Origin of the sequence: Vibrio glycogenivorans (assembly GCF_051660965.1) — a bacterium.
Taxonomy (GTDB): Bacteria; Pseudomonadota; Gammaproteobacteria; order Enterobacterales; family Vibrionaceae; genus Vibrio.
On record NZ_JBPVIS010000032.1, the window covers coordinates 1 to 1,305 of the forward strand.

Annotated in this window: 1 protein-coding gene; it reads right to left on the reverse strand. The window is 46.4% G+C overall.

The window, feature by feature from the left end; translation table 11 throughout:
* Window positions 1-33: 33 nt before the first annotated feature.
* Complete coding sequence (locus tag ACSTTG_RS24130; protein WP_438476616.1) at window positions 34-1,242, reverse strand: IS256 family transposase; 1,209 nt, start codon at window positions 1,240-1,242, stop codon at window positions 34-36.
* Window positions 1,243-1,305 lie beyond the last annotated feature (63 nt).

Here is a 1,305-nt window from a genome sequence, read left to right on the forward strand (position 1 = left end):
GACCCTGTAAATAATTCTGTGTAACTGACGGGGTTATTGATATTCAGAGAGTCGTTCTTCGAACATAATCATAAAACGGTTCAGGGCTTGTCGCCAGTTTCTAATGGGCATTGTCCACCTCTTGGAGGCGTCCTGGATCGCTAAGAAGATCACTTTCCTGGCAGACTCATCCGTTGGGAACAGTTTGCGCTTTTTCGTCGCCTTCCTGATCACACTGTTAAGTGATTCGATGGCATTCGTCGTGTAGATAGCCCGTCTGATATCCTCAGGATAGCCGAACAGGGTATTGAGATTATCCCAGTGATTAGTCCAAGAGCGACTGATCTGCGGGTATTTCTCATCCCACTTATCCGAGAACTGCTCTAGTGCCAACAGTCCTTCATCCTCGGTTTTTGACTGGTAGATTTTCTTAAGATCCGTGGTCACGGCCTTGTAGTCCTTCCAAGGGACATACTTGACCGAGTTTCGTACCATATGCACGATACAGAGCTGGATTTGAGTATTTGGGAAGGCAGCATTAATCGCATCAGGAAAGCCTTTTAAGCCATCGACACAAGCGATGAGAATATCTTTAACGCCTCGGTTCTGTAACTCTGTCAGCACGTTTAGCCAGAACTTCGCGCCCTCAGTTTCAGACAACCACATTCCAAGTAACTCTTTCTGCCCGTCCATGTTCACGCCAAGTGCGAGATAGACCGACTTGTTAATGACCTGCTTATCTTGACGAACTTTGACCACGATACAGTCGAGGTAAACGATGGGGTAAACCTCATCGAGTGGGCGTGATTGCCATTCAATAACTTGCTCGAGAACGGAGTCCGTCACCTTAGATATCAGTGTCGGTGAGACGTCAGCATCATACATCTCTTTGAAGGTAGCGACGATTTCTCGAGTGGTCATTCCCTTGGCATACAAGCTTAAGATCTTGTCATCCATGGACTGAAAGCGAGTCTGATGCTTGCGCACAATCTTTGGCTCAAAGCTAGACTCACGGTCACGAGGCACATCGATAGGTACTTCACCATCGTCAGTGATGATAGATTTTTCAGAGTACCCATTTCGGGTGTTAGAACTGGATTTTGGAGAGTGTTTTTCATAACCAAGGTGGTCGTCTAGTTCAGCGTTTAGTGCTGTTTCGACGGTCACCTTGGTTAACATTTTGCGGAAGTCATCGAGATCAGATTCGGTCTTGATTGACTTAGCAGCTTCACGAGCAAAAGCTTCAAGTGCTTTTTTATCCATGTTGTCCATCCTTAGCCAGTACGGCTTAAGTGTAGACAGTTACACAGAATTCAGGACAGTCTC

What these genes read in the sequence shown, in the direction of transcription:
- ACSTTG_RS24130 (WP_438476616.1), bottom strand. Translation starts at nt 1,242, where the DNA reads ATGGATAAAAAAGCACTTGAAGCTTTTGCTCGTGAAGCTGCTAAGTCA.